We start from the raw sequence: 16944 nt of genomic DNA on the forward strand, positions 1-16944 counted from the left end.
CCATGATCCGTGACCGCCGCCCGATGAGGATGCTCGGGATCCTCGCCGTCGCGCTCGTCGTCCTGTTCTCGCCGGGATTCCCGGCGAGGGCCCAGGAGCCCGCCGCGAAGCCCCGGGATGAAGCCCTCGACGACCTCCTCAAGGACCTCAAGGAGGCCGACCGCAAGGACGCTCCGGCCGAACCGAAGCCCTCGAAGCCCGATCCGTCCCAGGCCAAGGGCAAGGAAGCGCCCAAGGGCAAGCCCGAGGGGGCCGGTGCCGGTGCCGGGGCCAACCCGGGCGGGAAGCCTGCCCCGCCGAAGCCGGCCGGGGAGGAGGTCTCCGGGAAGGACAAGGACATCGACGACCTGCTCGAGAAGCTGGGCGAGACCAAGGACGAACCCGCCCCCGAGGAGCGACAGCCCGGGGGCGGCGGGAAGGGGGGCGAGCCGGGGCCTCCGGGCGGCGGGAAGGGGAAGGACGAGCCCCCGGGACCCGGGGCCGGTGGCCTCGCGGGGAAGGACAGGGAGCTCGACGAGAAGCTCGAGGAATTCGCGGGCATCCGGCGCAAGAAGAAGCGAGATGATTCCGGCGGGAGCGGCCCGACGTCGGAGATCATCAAGCAGATGCGCGAGGTCGAACAGCGACTCGGCAAGCCGGAGACGGGCGGCGAGACCCAGGCCAAGCAGAAGGAAATCGTCAAGAAGATCGAGACGCTGATCGAGCAGATGAAGCAATCCGGGTCGTCGAGCTCGAAGTCGATGCGCATGGTCCAGCAGCAGCAGCCGCAGTCGCAGCCGGGGGGCCAGAAGCCCGGCCAGGAGCCCGGGACGAATCCCGGCGGCGCACCGCTCCAGAAGTCGCTCAAGCCCTCGGATCGCCACGCCATGGCCGGCGGCAAGGACGTCTGGGGGCACCTCCCCGCGGAGCTCCGCCAGGAGATGGACAACGTCTTCAAGGAAGAAGCCCTCTCCACCAAGGTCGACATGATCCGCCGATACTACCTCTCCGTCGCCAAGCAGAAGCTGGTCAGAGGAGAATGAGCCATGGGACCGGGGACTCGATTGGCAGGATGGAAGTCGGCCCCGCGGCCGGCCGCCGGGTGGCGTGTCGCGGCCTTCCTGGCGCTGATGGCCCTGGCGGGGAATGCCGGGGCCCAGCCCAATCCGAAGCCGAAGTCGGTCGGCGGTTTCGGCGAATCGAGGCGTGGTGACGTCCCGGAGGGGACGGCGGAGATCCTGACCCCGGAGGCCGATCGCGCGATCCAGAACGCGCTCGCCTGGCTGGCCAAGGCCCAGAACGCGGACGGGTCGTTCGGCACGGCCACGTACCGCGGCAACATCGCCGTCACCAGCCTGGCCGGCCTCGCCTTCATGTCCGCCGGATCGACCCCGGGCCGGGGACCCTACGGGACCCAGATCGACAAGGCCCTCGCCTACGTCCTGGAGAACACCTCGCCCAGCGGCTTCATCTCGGTCGCCTCCTCGTCGACCCACGGCCCCATGTATTCGCACGGATTCGGCACGCTCTTCCTGGCCGAAGCCTACGGCATGACCCATCGCCCAGAGATCCGAGAGAAGCTCCAGAAGGCGGTCCGCCTGATCATCGACACCCAGAACAACGAGGGGGGGTGGCGCTACCAGCCGGTCCGAAATGACGCGGACATCTCGGTCACCATCTGCCAGATCAACGCGCTGCGGGCCGCGCGGAACGCCGGCCTGTATGTCCCCAAGGAGACGGTCGATGCCTGCATCCGGTACGTCAAGCAGGCCCAGAACGCCGACGGCGGATTCCGATACATGCTCCAGGGGGGGACCAGCGCGTTCCCGCGGTCGGCCGCGGGCGTGGTCGCACTCCAGAGCGCGGGGGAGTACGACAGCAAGGAGATCCGCGACGGGATCTCCTATCTCAGGGGATACATGCGGGAGATCAAGTCCGCCAGCCAGTTCAATCACTACTTCTACGGCCACTACTACGCGGCCCAGGCCCTCTGGATCCGGGGCGGCGAGGAGTGGAACGAGTGGTTCCCGGCCATCCGCAACGAGCTGATCCACCGCCAGTCTCCGGCCGGATTCTGGCCGGACACCATCTGCAACGAGTACGGCACGGCGATGGCCCTGATCATCCTCCAGATCCCCAACAATTACCTACCCATCTTCCAGCGTTGACTTGTGAGGGCGACGTGAGCATGCGTCTCGTTCGCGCGACGAGGTGTTCCCCCGGACGACCCTCGACGATCGGCATGAACCCCCTGCGCGGGGCGGCGATGATCGTCGTCATCGCGCTGATCTCCTGCCGCCTCTCCGGGCCCGCGGCGGCGGCCGCCGACGACCCCTCCGCTCCCAGCCTGGTGGGCGTCGGCGTCGACGGCAAGAAACTCGCAGGGCGTCTGACCGGACTCACCCCGAAGGGGATCGAGCTCTCGTCGGGGGAAGGCGCGGGGAGAGAGATCCCGTACCGCGAGGTCGTCAAGCTGACCCGCGATCCGCTCCCGCCGCCCCAGTCCACCGACGGCTCCCATGTCCTCCTGCCGGGGGGGGACCGAATCATGCGCGTGGTCGTGGGGGCGACCACGGAGACCAGCCTGGACGTGCAGTCGCGATCGTCGCTCGGCAAGATGTCGATCCCGCTCGACACCATCCTGGGGCTGATCCTGGCCTCTCCCGCGGAGCCCGATCCGTTCGACCGGTTGTGGTATCTGGTGCGCGAAGAGCCTCGATCGTCCGAGGTCGTCTGGCTGGCCAACGGCGATCGATTGAGCGGCGGATTCCTCGGGATGGATGACCGCTCGATCCGGATTCAGGTCGACGGCAAGGCCGTGGAGGTCGATCGGACCGGCGTGATCGGGGTCGGATTCGATCCGGCCGTCGTGGGGTATCCGCGGCCGGCGTCCGACTACCTGGAGATCTCCATCGCCGACGGCTCCCGCCTCGGGGTCATCGGTGCCCGACTCGAGAAGGGCCACATCCTCGGCTCGACCCGATTCGGCCAGGCGATCCGGATCCCCGCCTCGGAGTTGGTCCAGATCGTCCCCAGGACGGACCGCGTCGCCTATCTGTCCGAGATCAAGCCCGACAAGGAGAGCTACGTATCCTACGTGGGCCAGACCCGGCCCTACCGGGCGGACCGCACGGCGGAGGGCCGCCGCTTCCAGCTCCAGGGGAAGACGTACGAGCGCGGCATCGGCACCCAGAGTCGGACGTTGCTAGCCTTCAAGCTGAGGCCCGAGGACCGGAGGTTCCAGGCGCTCGTCGGCGTGGATGACTCCGCCGGGCCGCTCGGGAACATCGTCTTCAAGGTCTACGCCGACGGGCAGGTCCGTTTCACATCTCAGCCCATGGCAGCACGTGATGATCCGTGCATCATCGACGTGGATGTCTCCGGGGCGAAAGTGCTCATACTGGCGACCGAGTTCGGCGACCGTGGGGACGTCCGGGACATTGCCGACTGGGTCGAGGCGCGTATTATTCGATGAGGAGGCCGGACGGGGATGAGGTCAACGGCCTGCGGGCGCGGAGGCGTCCACGAGATTCCTCACCGTAACCAACCCACCTGGATCCGTACGCTCGCTCGACCTGCGGCGACCCTCTCCGGAGAATAAGCGAGATGCTCCCCGACGGGGCCATGGAGAATCGTGAACTGAAGCCGCTCCTGGGGCATCTCTGCTCGGCGGTGGGCCACCACGTCATCAATGCCCTGAGCACCGTCGTGAGCCAGGGTGAGATCCTGAGGACGCTGGGGGCGGCCTCGGGATCGGGATCGGGCTCTCTGGAGATTCGCGACCGCGTCGAGACGATCGTCCGGACCGCGCTCGACGCCTCGGCGATCACCCGGAAGCTCATCGAGATCAGCCATGACCTCACCGCGCTCGGCTTCGATCAGCCGATCGTCCCCGTCGAGGAGGTCAGCCTGGATGTCTGGATCGCCAGGTTCATCGACGAGGAGGGGCCGGCCCTCGCTCCCAATGCGGAATGGAAGCTTGATCTGTCGCCTGTGCCCCGGATCCTGACCCAACCGGGCCTGCTCAGGACCATGTTCCGGCTCCTGATCGGGAACTGCGTCGACGCCATGCCGGAGGGGCGCGGGACGATCGCCCTTTCCAGCCGCCCGGCACCCAGGAACTGGCTCGTCGTGGAGCTCCGGGACGACGGCTCCGGGATGGCGCCGGAAGTCATGGAGCACGCCACGGAGCCCTTCTACACGACCCATCCGGAGCGCCGAGGGATCGGCCTCACGATCGCCCGCGGGATCTGGCGACGGCACCGCGGCAGTCTGTCGCTCGAGGGCGAACCGGGGGTCGGCACCACGATCCGCCTGCTCGCCCCTTCCATGGGCGAAGCCTAGCGCTTTGTCGAACACCCAGAATTCGGGTTGCGGGACAGGCAGGAATGCGTTTCCCCCGGGTTCAAATCGAGGCGTGTCGGAGATCTCGGAGGACAGGCATTCTTGCCTGTCCTGCAAGCCGAAAATCAACTTCTGACAAGGTGCTAGCCCGAATACGTGGCGCACGATTGGGGATCAGAGCGCCGGCGTGGCCATACCCATCCTCACCGCGCCACCGCCGGAGTTCCTCGACTACTTGACGGCGACACAAGCGGTCGTCGGGGCCGAGATCGGGAAGCTGGCACGGACCGTGGTCCCCTCGCCTTCGAAGGACGAGATCTCGATCCGACCTCCCAGTCGCTCCGTGAGCTCGCGGCAGATCGTGAGGCCCAGGCCGTTGCCTTCGATCCGAGAATGTTCATCCCGGGCCAGGCGATAGAACGGATCGAAGACGCGGATCAGGGAGTCTTCCGGGATGCCGGGACCGTCGTCCGAGACGCTGACGAGCCAATCCTCGCCGCGGAGCGTGCCCCTGACCTCGACATGGCCGCCGGCGGGCGTGTACTTGATGGCGTTGGAGGCGAGATTGCCGAAGATCCTCTGGCAGAGCGAGGCATCGGTGGCGACGGAGGCGTCCGGAGACGTCACGACGGCCGACCAGGTCAGGCCCTTGCCGCGGGCCTCGTCGCGGAACTGCCGGTCGATCTCGGCGACGATCGCCCCGAGCGAGAAGGTCCCCATCGACGGGGCGCGGGCGCCGTTGATGAGCGAGGCATAGTCGAGATAACCGCGCGCCAGCCGGAGCATGTCGTCGCAGAGTGAGAGCATGTTCACGAGATGGACGCGTTGCTCGGGGGACGCCTGGAACTTGGAATCGTCCATCAGCAGGTCGAAGCCCGAGCGGAGCGAGACCAGGGGACGGCAGAGCTCGTGGCTGAGGCTCGAGAGGAGCGAACGGAGCTCATCCTTGTCGAGGGCGGAGGGATCGGCGGTCGGGATCGAGGTGCCCGCTCGCGTCGGATCTCGGTGCACGTCCATGGCGTATTCGTCGGTCCTCCAAATCCGGGGACGCCTCGAGCCGGCTCCGGGGGCGGCCAAGACGTCCGATCGTGATCCCAGGTCGGCTCGGCCCGGAGGCCCGGCCCCTCAGGACACGATGATCTGGTTGGCGAGGAGGGGATGGCCGTCGGTCAGGTCGAGGACGGCCTGATGGGCAAGCTGCTTGACATGGTAGGTCCGCGATCGGCCCTGGAGGACGATCCGGTCCTCCGAGTAGGAAACATGGAGGTCGCGAATTCGGCCGTTGGCGACGCGGTTCACGTGGCCTTCGATGTAGCGCGCGACATCCAGCGGCCCCCAGCCGGCAAGGCGAGCCGCTTCCGAGGTGGCAAGGTGTAGGGGCATGCGAAGCTCCCGCGAAGATCGGATTGATCGGGTCGGAAACTCACGCGGATGCCGGAGCGGACTGGGAGGTCGGATGAGTCTCGGCAACGGACCGGTTGTTGGGTACGGGGATGCCGCACGAGGCATCCTCGATCCATCCTTGTTCCCAATCTTCGGCGGCGTACGCCACTCCGTCCGGGAGGGCCGTCGAGCCGGAGGCATCGATGCGACCCGCCGGAACAGAGCAAACGTCAGCCTACACTCGCGAGATCGCCGATGTCAAACGCTATTCCTCGGTCGGCAGGTCCGAGCCGGGCCGACGGAGCGGCCGGGGGGTGACGGTCCCCGTTTGCGGGGCCTCGAGGAGCTCGTCGGTCTGGATGATCGACTCGGCGAGCTTGGCCATGGGGATTCGCCGGTCCTGGCTCTGACGCTGGAGCAGGCGGAACGCCTCGTTCTCGTTGAGGTGGCGGCGGGACATGAGGATCCCCTTCGCCCTTTCGATCAGCTTTCGCTCACGCAGGGTCATCTTGAGGTGATCGACGTTTTCCTGGAGCGCCTGGATCTCCCGGGCCCGTGCGACCGCGACCTCGATGGCCGCGTGCAGCCCCTGGTTGGTCATGGGCTTCAGCAGGTAGGAGACCACGCCGTCCTCGACGGCCTGATCGATCAGGTTGGGGTGGCCGTGGGCCGTGATGATGATGACCGGCGTGCCCGGATCCTCGGCGATCTGCCGCGCCGCGGCCAGGCCGTCCATCCCGGGCATTTCGATGTCGAGGAACACGGCATCCGGGAGCGCCCTCCGGCACATCTCGACGGCCCTCTGCCCGTCGTTCACCACCGCAACGACGTCATAGCCGAGCGACTCCAGTTGATCCTGGAGGCCCGCCGCGACGGATTTCTCGTCGTCCGCGATCACAAATCGATAGGAGCGTGGCATCGCCGTGGTCCCTTCCTCTTGCAACTTCGATCGGCCGCCGCGTGCGCCCGCCTGCTTCGGCGAAGGACGGGACGGCCTTGGTCCTCGCCGTCCCCCCTCGTCACTGCGAGATCATGTTCGATCAACCGTGGGCCAGGGGTCAAGCGATACCTTGACACCCGCCCGAGGCCCGGTCAGAATCCCACCTCGACCAGCCTACTTCAATTCGCATTCCAATCCTCAGCAAATTAGACGAATTCCCGATCCTTCTTTCGACAGGGGTCCGATCTCCTTGGCCCGAATTATCACCGAACCGCTCACGGTCGAGCAACTCAGCGTCGGCGATGAATGGCAAAGCCCCGGTCGCACGGTCACGGAAACGGACGTGGTGATCTTCGCCGGCCTCTCGGGAGATTACAACGCCCTCCACTGCAATCATATCGAGGCGGGGAAGGGGCCATTCGGCCGCCGGGTCGCCCACGGGCTGCTCGGCATGGCGATCGCCACCGGCCTCGCCAGCCAGGCCCCCCGGGTGCAGACCCTCGCCTTCCTCGGGATCCAGGACTGGCGATTCTTGCTCCCCGTCCATTTCGGCGACACCATCCTCGTCGTCTCGCGAGTCGCCGGGATCGAGATCCAGGCCCGGGGGCGACGGGGCATCGTCACCTGGAACCGGCAGGTCCTCAACCAGGAAGGCAAGGTCGTCCAGGAAGGCCAAACCCGGACCCTCGTCAAGGGCAAGGAACGCCCCCGTGCCTCCGAGGGCGACGAGGCGAACCGACCCGGTTAGGTCCCCGGCGGCCCGCCCTCCTTCATCGCCCGGCCCCGGCCCCGTGCCCGTCCGGCGGCGAGCCCGGCGCCCTCTCGGCCGTCACCGGACGCGGCCCCGAGGACGAGGGCGAATCGGAGCCGGATGGCCGCGGGCCACCACCGAGGGTCCGACGGATGAAGTCGACCTGGAGCCGGTTGTAGTGCGGGCTGAAGATCCCGTGGCGGGAGCCCGGATAGATCATCAGCTCGAAGTCCTTGTTCGCCGCCTGAAGGGCCTCGATCAGGCGGAGCGAGTTTCGCACCGAGACATTGTCGTCCACCACGCCGTGGATGATGAGCAGCTTGCCGTGGAGGTTCCGGGCGGCCTTGACCACGGAGCTTTTGTCGTAGCCATCCGGGTTGTCCTGCGGCAGGCCCATGAACCGCTCGGTGTAGATCGAGTCGTAATCATGCCAGTCCGTGACCGGTGCACCGGCGATGCCGGCCGCGAACAGGTCGGAATGGGTCATGGCGTAGGACGTCATGTAACCGCCGTAGCTGTGCCCCGCCATGCCGATCCGGGCGCCGTCGACGTAGGGGCGTTGCTTGAGCCAGGCGATCGCCTCCTTGATGTCCTCCAGCTCCCGGACGCCGAGCTGTCGGTAGGCCTTCCAGGCCGACGTGGCCCCCTTGCCGCTGGCGCTGCGGGGATCCGCGTGGAAGACGATGAAACCCTCCGTGGCGAGCGCCTGGTCCCACATCCGGCCGCCGAGCCAACCGTCGGTGACCATCGGGGTGTGGGGCCCGCCGTAGGTCATGAACCAGACCGGGTACGTCTTCGAGGGGTCGAGGTCGGGGGGCAGCGTGAGCAACCCCTCCAGGACCGCCCCGTCCTTCGTCTTGACCTGGATCCGCTCGCGGGGGGCGAATCGGAACTCCTTGAGCCGATGCGCCGGATCGTTGTCGACGACCCGGACCAGGTCGCCCGCGACGGAATGAAGCCGAACCTTGGACGGGGTCTCCAGGTTCGACCAGGTATCGACGAACAGGTTGCCGTCGGGGCTGACGGATACCGTATGGCTCCCGGCGCCCGGCGTCAGCCTCTCGATCGGGCCGTCCAGCGTCTTGCGGTAGAGGTTCAGCGAGGTCGGGCTGTCCTTCGTGGCCGTGAAATAGATCCAGTCGGTGCGAGGGTTCGTCTCGATCAGCGAGCGGACCTCCCACTCGCCCGAGGTGACCTGACGCCGGCACGTCCCGTCCGCCGCGTACTGGTACAGGTGCTTCCAGCCGTCGCGTTCGCTCTGCCAAAGGAACGAGCCGTCGCCGAGGAACGAGAGCGGCTCGGGGTCGGCGATCCAGGCCTTCGTCGCGTCCCGGAAGAGTCGCGTCGGCTTCGGTGCGGGGTCGCCCGCCGGGACCTTGACCAGGTCGAGCCAGGTCTGGATCCGATCCTGTATGCACGCGTAGTACGCGCCGCCGTCGGGCCACCAGCCGACGCGGCTGATCAGGAAGGCATCGCTCGAGTATCCCGAGAGGTCCGCCCAGCGAACCGCGCCGCCGAGGGCGTCGACCACGCCCAGGCGGACCTTGGGATTCGGCTCGCCGGAGCGAGGGTAGCGGTTCTGCTCCACCTTCCGGGGGCTGTACGTGTCGTTGATCATCGTCAGCGTGCCGACCGGGGTATCGTCGTACTCCATGAGGGCGATCCGCTTCGAGTCCGGGCTCCACCAGAAGCCGGGCCATCGACGGTTGTAGATCTCCTCGAAGTACACCCAGTCGGCGATGCCATGCCGGACCAGGTCGCTCCCGCCCGTCGTCAGGGCACGCTCCTTCGGGTTGTCCACGTCCACGACGTAGAGGTCGAAGCCGCGGATGAAGGCCACGGATCGGCCGTCGGGGCTGAACTCGGCGTATTCCTCCTTACCGGGCTGGTCGGTCAGCCGGACGGCCGTCTTGCCGTCGAGCGTCGCATAGTAGAGGTCGTCCTTGTGCTCGAAGAGGAAGCCGCGGTGGCCCGAGTCCATGTCGAACGACGGATTACGTCCGGCGTCGACGGAGGTCCCGCGTGCGATCCCCCGGGCGGTTTCCTCGTCGATCCCGGGGAGCTTCATCAGCGACGTCACCAGGGCCGCGTCGTCGACGAAGGGTCGCGAGCGGCCCGTCGAGGCCTCCACCACGTGCTGCCGTCCGTCGCGATACTGGAGCCAGTGCGTGCGGTCCAGCCAGGTGACCGAGACCGGCGACCCGGAGAGCGTGCCGGCCCCGCGAGTCCCCCGGGACATCTCGAACGTGATGGGCTGATTCCGCTTCCGCTTCTCCGGCGGCGGCTCGGGCGTCGTCACCGTGATGGGAGCCGATTGGGGGAGCCGGACGACGGGGAAGTCCTGTCCCGCCTTGAGGCCGTCGAAGAATTTCCAGGTACCCAGGCCGTCCTCGGACCGGGGCTCCAGCAGATAGACCGCGAGGTTGCCCAGGGGCTGACGAGTCCGGACGAGGAAGCTCCCGGCCGGCACCCGCCGGCTCTCCTTCCGCGGCGTGACCTTGAGCTCGACCACGTCGAGCCTGTCCCAACCGTTGGCACCCGGCTTGGACACGTCGTCCACGCGATAGGTCTCGACGTCGAGCTCGATGTCCTCCCGCAGCTCCTGGATCTCGAGCCCGTGCCGCTGGAGCGTGGCCAGGGCCTCCGGGTATCCCGGCAGCAGGACGTACGCGTAGGGCTTGACCACGCTCTCCGTCGGGGCGAAGTCGTGGTAGATGGGGATGGCGTAGTCCTTCGGCTTGTCGGTCTTCACTCGTCGGCCGTCGTCGGTCCGCTCCTCGAAGCCGAGGATCGGCCTGGGATTCGGGAGCGGCCTGGCCTCGGAGCGGATCGCCACGGCCTCGGGGCGATTCGAGCCCGATCCCAGGCGGCGGTCCGCCGCGCGGATGAGCTGGAGGATCTCGTCCTTGCTGGCCGCGGCCTTTTCGAGGCAGGCGCGGACGAAGTCGCGGGTGGCGAGGACGCGATCCTTGTAGGGGGCGTAAGCGTACGCCTCGGAGAGCACCGAAAGCCGATTCCGAAGCCCGGCGTAGGTCACGCCGTAGCGCGCCTCGGCGCCGTAGCTGGTCCACTTCGTCCGGCCGCGATCGAAGTTCCCATAGTAATAGGCGTGGAGTCCCGACTTCTTCTCGAACGCCTCGGAGACCTGGGGCAGGAACTTGTCGCGGCTGTAGGCGATGACCGACGGATCGCCGGCCGGGTTCCTGGGCCCCTCAAAGGTGATCGTGAACCGGTGATAGGACCCGTTCGTGGTGTGCGTGTCGATGAAAAGCTGAGGCTTCCAGGTGTTGAAGAACTCGACGAGGGCCCGCGTCTCCGGGGCCTGGAGCTTGACGAAGTCGCGGTTGAGGTCCAGTCCCCGCGCGTTGGCTCGCTGCCCCATCCCTTCCTCGGGGCCGACCTGTCCGGGGCGATTGTCCTTCGAGACCCGCTCGTTGCCGTCGGCGTTGTAGATGGGGGCGAAGGCGATGATCAGGTTCTTCAGGAGCGGGTGGTGGGGCGTCTCGAGGATCTCGCGGGCGAGCATCGGGAGGGCTTCCTTGCCGCAGACCTCGCCGCCGTGGATGTTGCCGATCGCCAGGACCACGAGCTTGCCGGACCGCTCCGCCTCGACGGCCGTTTTCACGGGCGGATCCGCCAGGATGAGGAGCGGCAGGCTGCGACCCTCGGCGGATCGACCCAGCTCGGTCAGGTGGGCCGCCTCGGGGTGCCGCTTCGCCAGCGCCTCGCAGAGTGCCACGACTTCCCCGTGTCGGGCGGTCGCGCGATAGCCGCTCCGCTCGGCGACGGTCTGGAGGGAATCGACTTCAGGCGGTGAATCTGCGACGATGGAGAGGACGACGAGCGCGAGTCCGATCGAAGAGAACATGTAGACCCCTCCACCCAAGCCAGGCCGCGATGACCAGCCACGTAGCGAGTCGAATTCGTCAGTTCGGCCCAACCAGACTAATCGACATGGCCCGCGATTGCGAGCGTAGCAGGGCACGGATCGGCGTCGATCATGACCGTTGAACCCGGCCCTCCCCGACCCGCCGTCTGGATGATCGCCGCGGCCTTCTGCTTCGCGACAATGGGGGCGCTCACGCACGGGGTGGCCCCCCGCTGCGATTGGCTGCTCGTCGCGCTGGTGCGGATCATCTGCTCGTTCACCATGTCGGCCTCGATGGCGATCCTCGCCGGTCAGAGGCTGGTCTTCCTCAAGCCCAGGACCCTCTGGCTGCGTAGCACCGCGGGCACCGTCAGCCTGATCTGCACGTTCTACGCCCTGTCGAGACTCCCGGTCGCCGACGTGCTCACGCTCACGAACATGTATCCGCTTTGGATCGTCCTGATGTCGATGGCAGGGACGCCTCGCCGGGAGATCCTCCTCGACCTGGCATGCGTGGTGAGCGGGATCGCGGGCGTGGCCCTCATCCAGCAGCCGCACGTCTCGGCCGCGGCCAACGGCGCGGTGCCCGTGGCCCTGGTCGCCTCGGTCACGACCGCCATCGCGATGATGGGCCTCCACCGGCTTCGGCAGGTGGATCCCCGGGCGGTCGTCGCCCATTTCTCCGGGCTGGCGAGCCTGGTCCTGCTGGCCTGGGCTCCCTTCCACGGCAAGCTCTCCGGCCTCCTCGACGTGGACCCGCTCACGGCGCTGATGCTCCTGGGAGTCGGGGTCTCGGGGACCGTCGGCCAGATCTTCCTGACCATGGCCTACGCGGCGGGCGTCCCTTCACGAGTGGCCGTACTGAGCTTGACGCAGGTCGTCTTCGGCATGATGTTCGACATCGTGATCGACGGCCGAGTCCTCGGACCCGTCACTCTCGCCGGCTTCTTCCTCGTGCTGGGTCCCACGGCCTGGATCACCGTCCGAAGGGGCCGGATCCGGGAGGAGCGGACCGACCCGACAGGATAGGGAGCCTCGCATCGTGAGACGCTTCGACCAGAGCCCGGAGTTCCGGAAGTTGCTCGATGGAGAGTCCCGTCCGTCGCTGGCCCGCATCGCCCTCGAGATCGCTGGAGACGCCTATCCCGGGCTCGACATCGAGGCCTATCTCGCGCGGATCGACGGGCTCGCCGACCGGATCCGGCCCCGATGCGAACCGGGGGCCAGGCCCAGGAAGCTGCTCGGCCAGGTCAACTGGGCGATGTTCACGGAAGACGCCTACCGGGCCAATCAGGAGAACTACTTCGACCCCAGGAACAGCTACCTCAACGAGGTCATGGATCGGAAGCTGGGCATCCCGATCTCCCTGTCGATCCTCTATGCCAGCCTCGCGGAACGGCTCGGCGTGCGACTGGACGGCGTCAATTTCCCGGCCCATTTCATGCTCCGCCATGGCGACGGGGAAGGGGCCTTTTTCATCGACTGCTTCCAGGGGGGCGAATTCCTCGATCGGGACGGCTGCCTCCGCAGGCTGGAGGACCGGACGCGAACTCCGGTCGTGCTGACGGAGGAGGGCTTCGCTCCGTGCAGTCCGCGGGTCACCATCGCCCGGATGCTTCAGAATCTCAAGGCCATCTACCTGGGTACGAGCGACTACGCCTCGTCGCTCCCGGTGCAGCGACGACTCGCCGCGCTCGATGACGAGAGCTTCATCGAGCACCGGGACCTTGGGGTGATCTGCATCCACGTCGACCGTCCGGGAGAGGCGATCGACCCGCTCCAGGCATACCTGAACGCCAATCCGGCGGCGGAGGACTTTGAAGACGTCGCCGCCCTGCTGAGCGTCGCCAGGCGGGTGATCGCCGGGTGGAATTGACTCGAAATCGGCACGAACCCGGATCGCGGTTGATTTCTCCTCAAGTCGGACCGCGGATCTCGCCGATGCAGATCGAGTAGTGCCGTCGCTGACGCGCCGAGAGTGCATCCACGGATTACGACCACCCAGAGTGAACCAGGCGCGCGATCGTGACAGGCGATCAGGATGATCGCCCGCACGGATCTCAAGAAATCGCCGAGCGACCGGCACGACGAGGAGGTGTTTTCATCCATGCGCCTTCAGCCGGGCTTATACTGCCTTCTCGTCTTCGCGGCCATGACCTGCGGATGCTCCCAGATGGGAGGACTTCGGACCGGGCCCGATGACGGTTTCCACACGGTCGCCTCGGTGGGCGAGAAGCCCGTCCCGATCCGTGAAGGGACGATCGACTCCGCGGTTCGAGTCGGAGAATCCGAGCCAATCGTGGCCACACGTAGCACGCCGCGAATCTCTGGCCGCGTGTACGACGAGCAGGGGAGGCCGGTGCCGGACGCGGTCGTGCGGCTCGCGGTCGGCGGCGAGGCGGGCGGCAAGGCCGTGACGGCCACCACGGACCGATCCGGGGCCTTCACGCTCCGGGGAGTCCGCGCCGGCTCGAGCTACACCGTGGTCGCCAAATCGGAGGACGATCGCGGCCAGGCCCGGTCGGGACGGGCCGAGGTCCAGGCGCCTCAGTCCAACGTCCGGATCACGCTGAAGGGCCCGTCCGGCGATCAGGGGGCCACAGGGAGGACCGTCAGGCCGGCTCGTCCGAGCATCGCTCCCGCGTCGAACGTGGAGGAATCGGAGCAGGAGGACGAGGCCGACGAGGTCCAACCGAAGTCGTCGTCCCCTCGGACCAGCCGCGAGGACCTGGACGCCCCGGCGCCGGAGGCGGAGGCCGTGAAGCCCGGGAAGAAACCGCGCAGCTCGCCGCGCCTCTCCATTCCCAGCGACGTCGAGTCCGGCCCGAGCGACGCCGGGGCGGGCCGCGAGGGCGACGACGTGAATCCGCTGCCTCCGGCCCTGGACCCGCGCGATCGAACCTCGGATGCGGCCGGTTCAGTGACCAACCGGCAGGACGAGTCCGTGGAGCTGGCCGGCCATCTCGTCGCGGAGAGCCGCAACGAGAAGCAGGTCGTGAGCAGCTTCGCGGCCGAGCCGGACTGGAACGCCGGCCGAGCCGAGCCATCCACTCCGGACGGGCCGAATCCTCATCCGCTTCCGCGCGAGCTCGTCGCCGACCAGGGCGCCCCGGCGCAGGTATCGCCGGCGCCCGTTCCCGCTCGCGAGCTGCTTGCCCAGGCGCCGGGTGTCGGTCCCAGGAGGAGCACGATCAGGCGGGCGGGGCCGCTCCCGTCGATCGCCGCCCCGCCGGCGGAGGAGTCGGAGGTGGTCGCCAGCCTCCCCCCCCGCCCCTCGCGGTCCGCTTCGGACGCGGTGACCAGCTCACGCCCCACGTGGGGAGAGATCTCGCTCCGGAAGCAGGCCATACCGCTCGACGAGACGCTGCTCCGGACCGCCGGAACGCCCCGGCCGACGGCGAGTGCACCGAGTCGGCCCGTCACGCCGGTGGCCGCGGCGGCGCGTCCGGCTCCGAAGGGAGTCTCGTGCGATTTCGACCCGACCGAGAATCGGCTCCGAGACTTCTGTCTCCCGGACCTCCAGGGGCGGATGGTATCGCTCCGCGACTTCGATGCGGATCTCATCCTCCTCGACTTCTGGGGGACGACCTGCAAGCCCTGCTTCACGGCGATCCCACACCTGAACGACATCCAGAAGGTCCTCGGAGGGAAGCGGGTGCAGGTGATCGGCATCGCCTGCGAGGGGACGCCCGCCAAGGTCCGCGCCGCCAAGGTCGCCGAGGCGGCACAACGCCTCAAGATCGGCTACCCGGTGCTGGTCACGACCATGGACGGCTCGTGCCCGGTCCAGGAGGCCCTCGACGTGCATTACATGCCGACGATGATCCTCGTCGATCGCCAGGGTCGGATCATTCGCAGAGAGCAGGGGGCCAACGAGCAGTCCCTCGCCCGCATGGATCGCTTCATCTACCGGAGCCTCGGCCTCCCGGTCCCCTGGAACCTGGACGGGCCGGACAAGCAGCTCGTCGGGCCCGCGTCGCAGCCGTCGCGGTGATCGGTGGGTGTCTTCCCACGGCCCCGACCTCAGGACAGCCCCGTGATCCGCCCCTCCGCGTCGACGTCGATCCGCTCGGCGGCGGGCCGCTCGGGGAGGCCCGGCATCCGCACGAGCTCGCCCGTCAGGGCCACCAGGAAGCCGGCGCCGGCGGCGATCTCGATGTCCCGGACGTGGACGGTGAACCCCTTGGGACGGCCCCTGAGCTTGGGATTGTCCGAGAGCGAGTCCTGCGTCTTGGCCATGCAGATCGGCAGGTTGCCGTAGCCCAGCTTCTGGGCCTTCTTCAGCTTCGACTCGGCCATCTGCTGGATGCTCACCCCGGCCGCACCATACATGACGCGGCTGATCTCCTCGATCTTCTTCTCCGCGGGCCAGTCGAGCTCGTAGACGCTCTTGAGAGGTACCTCCGGGGCGCTCGCCGCCGCGACCACCTTCTCCGCGAGCTCGATCGCGCCGCCACCCCCCTCGCCGAAGATGTTCGCCGTGGCGCAGGCGACGCCGCGATCGTGGCAGTATGCGTGGACCACCGCGAGCTCGTCCGCGGTGTCGGTCCCGAACTGGTTGATCGCGACCACGATCGGCTTGCCGAAGAAGCTGGCGCTGTCGAGATGCGCCGCCAGGTTCACGAGCCCGCGCTCGACGGCCTCGGGATTCGGCTCGCTCGTCGAGGCGAGCGCCACGCCGCCGTGCATCTTGAGGGCCCGGATCGTGGCCACGATCACGACGGCGGCCGGGTTGAGCCCCGCCGTCCGGCACTTGAGGTCGAAGAACTTCTCGCCCCCCAGGTCAAAGGCGAAGCCCGCCTCGGTGACCGCGTAGTCCGCCAGGCCGAGCGCCATCTTGGTGGCGACGACCGAATTGCAGCCGTGGGCGATGTTCGCGAACGGGCCGCCGTGGACGAACGCCGGCACCGATTCGGTCGACTGGACCAGGTTCGGCAGGATCGCCTCGTTGAGGATCGCGGCCATGGAGCCGACCACCCGGAGATCCTTGGCGTGGATGGGCTCGCCCCCCTTTGTGTAGCCGATCAGGATCCGGTCGAGCCGCCGCCGGAGGTCCTCTCGGGAGTCGGCCAGGCAGAGGATCGCCATCACCTCACTGGCGGCGGTGATGTCGAAACCGCTCTCACGCGGGATCCCCTGGGCCCGGCCGCCCAGGCCGAGGACGATCTGACGCAGGGCCCGATCGTTCATGTCGAGCACCCGCTTCCACATCACCTTGGTCGGGTCGATCTCGGTGTCGCGGAAGTGGATCCGGTTGTCGATCGCCGCCGCGAGCAGGTTGTGGGCCGCGGTGATCGCGTGGAAGTCCCCCGTGAACTGGAGGTTGATGGTGTTCGACGGCTCGACCCGGCTGGCGCCGCCGCCGGTGGCCCCCCCCTTGCGGCCGAAGACCGGGCCCATCGAGGGCTGCCGGAGCGCCAGCGCGACCCGCTTGCCGATCCGCCGCAGCCCCTGCGCCAGGCCGATCGACGTGGTGGTCTTCCCCTCGCCGGCCGGCGTCGGCGTGATCGCCGAGACCAGGATGAGCTTGCCGGGCTTTCGTCCCACGGCCGCCGCCGCCTCGAGCCGGACCTTCGCCTTGTCGCGGCCGTAGGGCTCGAGGAAGCTCTCGGAGAGGTCCAGGTCGCGGGCCACGTCCCCGATCGGCCGGAGTCCGTGTTCGACGTTGCGAGCCATGTG

General features: G+C 67.9%; 13 protein-coding genes. 8 read left to right on the forward strand and 5 right to left on the reverse strand.

What is annotated here, in order from left to right:
• Nucleotides 1-2: 2 nt before the first annotated feature.
• The 4 genes from G6O54_RS04740 (at nt 3) to G6O54_RS04755 (ending at nt 4323) form a co-directional block, all read left to right on the forward strand.
• Nucleotides 3-1022, forward strand: a complete 1020-nt coding sequence (locus tag G6O54_RS04740) for a hypothetical protein (RefSeq protein ID WP_165220838.1) — start codon at nt 3-5, stop codon at nt 1020-1022.
• Nucleotides 1023-1025: 3 nt separating this feature from the next.
• Nucleotides 1026-2147: a prenyltransferase/squalene oxidase repeat-containing protein gene (locus tag G6O54_RS04745; protein WP_250846717.1), complete on the forward strand. Its 1122-nt coding sequence runs from the start codon at nt 1026-1028 to the stop codon at nt 2145-2147.
• Between the two features lie 74 nt (nt 2148-2221).
• A complete protein-coding gene (locus G6O54_RS04750) occupies nt 2222-3454 on the forward strand; it encodes an NPCBM/NEW2 domain-containing protein (RefSeq protein WP_165220840.1) in 1233 nt (410 codons plus the stop codon).
• A 131-nt stretch (nt 3455-3585) separates the two neighbouring features.
• Nucleotides 3586-4323, forward strand: coding sequence for a sensor histidine kinase (locus tag G6O54_RS04755; protein ID WP_165220843.1), 738 nt, complete (start codon nt 3586-3588; stop codon nt 4321-4323).
• A 231-nt stretch (nt 4324-4554) separates the two neighbouring features.
• Here G6O54_RS04755 and G6O54_RS04760 read toward each other — a convergent pair whose 3' ends face one another.
• From G6O54_RS04760 to G6O54_RS04770, 3 genes are all read right to left on the reverse strand, one after another.
• Entirely contained in the window at nt 4555-5340 is a 786-nt protein-coding gene (locus tag G6O54_RS04760; protein ID WP_165220846.1) for a sensor histidine kinase, read from the reverse strand.
• A 108-nt stretch (nt 5341-5448) separates the two neighbouring features.
• The gene (locus G6O54_RS04765; protein WP_250846718.1) at nt 5449-5706 is read right to left on the reverse strand and encodes a hypothetical protein; all 258 of its coding nucleotides are present in this window, start codon (nt 5704-5706) and stop codon (nt 5449-5451) included.
• Between the two features lie 265 nt (nt 5707-5971).
• Nucleotides 5972-6625 (reverse strand): ANTAR domain-containing response regulator, encoded by a 654-nt coding sequence (locus G6O54_RS04770; protein ID WP_165220849.1) that lies wholly within the window; start codon nt 6623-6625, stop codon nt 5972-5974.
• Nucleotides 6626-6896: 271 nt separating this feature from the next.
• Between G6O54_RS04770 and G6O54_RS04775 the strand changes: the two genes are divergently transcribed.
• Complete coding sequence (locus G6O54_RS04775; protein ID WP_165220852.1) at nt 6897-7394, forward strand: MaoC/PaaZ C-terminal domain-containing protein; 498 nt, start codon at nt 6897-6899, stop codon at nt 7392-7394.
• Nucleotides 7395-7416: 22 nt separating this feature from the next.
• Here G6O54_RS04775 and G6O54_RS04780 read toward each other — a convergent pair whose 3' ends face one another.
• Nucleotides 7417-11265 (reverse strand): DPP IV N-terminal domain-containing protein, encoded by a 3849-nt coding sequence (locus G6O54_RS04780; RefSeq protein WP_165220855.1) that lies wholly within the window; start codon nt 11263-11265, stop codon nt 7417-7419.
• A gap of 132 nt (nt 11266-11397) precedes the next feature.
• Between G6O54_RS04780 and G6O54_RS04785 the strand changes: the two genes are divergently transcribed.
• The 3 genes from G6O54_RS04785 (at nt 11398) to G6O54_RS04795 (ending at nt 15259) form a co-directional block, all read left to right on the forward strand.
• Entirely contained in the window at nt 11398-12294 is an 897-nt protein-coding gene (locus tag G6O54_RS04785) for a DMT family transporter (RefSeq protein WP_165220858.1), read from the forward strand.
• A gap of 13 nt (nt 12295-12307) precedes the next feature.
• Entirely contained in the window at nt 12308-13141 is an 834-nt protein-coding gene (locus G6O54_RS04790; protein ID WP_250846719.1) for a SirB1 family protein, read from the forward strand.
• A 423-nt stretch (nt 13142-13564) separates the two neighbouring features.
• Nucleotides 13565-15259: a redoxin domain-containing protein gene (locus tag G6O54_RS04795; protein WP_165220861.1), complete on the forward strand. Its 1695-nt coding sequence runs from the start codon at nt 13565-13567 to the stop codon at nt 15257-15259.
• A 29-nt stretch (nt 15260-15288) separates the two neighbouring features.
• On the opposite strand, the gene G6O54_RS04800 is transcribed toward G6O54_RS04795, so the two are convergent.
• Nucleotides 15289-16941, reverse strand: a complete 1653-nt coding sequence (locus tag G6O54_RS04800; RefSeq protein ID WP_165220864.1) for a formate--tetrahydrofolate ligase — start codon at nt 16939-16941, stop codon at nt 15289-15291.
• Nucleotides 16942-16944: the final 3 nt, after the last annotated feature.

The sequence above is a fragment of the Aquisphaera insulae genome, from assembly GCF_011064615.1.
In the GTDB taxonomy this organism is placed as follows: Bacteria; Planctomycetota; Planctomycetia; order Isosphaerales; family Isosphaeraceae; genus Aquisphaera; species Aquisphaera insulae.